At 46.2% G+C, this 507-nt stretch carries 1 protein-coding gene; it reads left to right on the forward strand.

Annotated features, from left to right (window positions below; all coding sequences use genetic code 11):
* Nucleotides 1–351, forward strand: a 351-nt coding sequence (gene rmf / locus A3757_RS26175) for a ribosome modulation factor (RefSeq protein ID WP_197469680.1), incomplete at its 5' end; no start/stop codon positions are given.
* Nucleotides 352–507: the final 156 nt, after the last annotated feature.

Genomic DNA, 507 nt, shown 5'->3' on the forward strand with positions numbered 1-507 from the left:
TTGATCCTGGAAACCAGCATTCAGGCTAAGTTTTTAATACCCATGGCCGTATCGCTGGCCTTTGGGGTTATTTTTGCAACACTGATCAGCTTGCTTTTAGTGCCCGCAAGCTACCTATTACTGGATCAATATATCAAGAGCCTAAGCACCGCTAGCAAACAGGTAACGAATAATGCGCTCGACTCCGAGAGCGTTGAAGACGCCTATCAACGCGGTTTTGAGCAGGGCAGTCGAGCGAAGAAGAAATCACAGAGCCCATATAATGATGAGGTATTAACTTCAAGCTGGGAAGCAGGTTGGCTTGATGCGAAAAATACCCTTAACGTTCTCAAGACGGATCAGGCATCATGAGTATATTTCAACGTCACCCGAAAGATCATGTTGCCTTATGGTTTGAACAAAGGCGCAAGCTAGGCGTAAGTGATGACATATATTGGGGGCGATATACGCCTCACACCTCAGAGCAAGAAGAAGCGCTAAAAGTAGATATCTTCCAGCACGCCAATG

The sequence above is a fragment of the Oleiphilus sp. HI0117 genome (assembly GCF_001635235.1).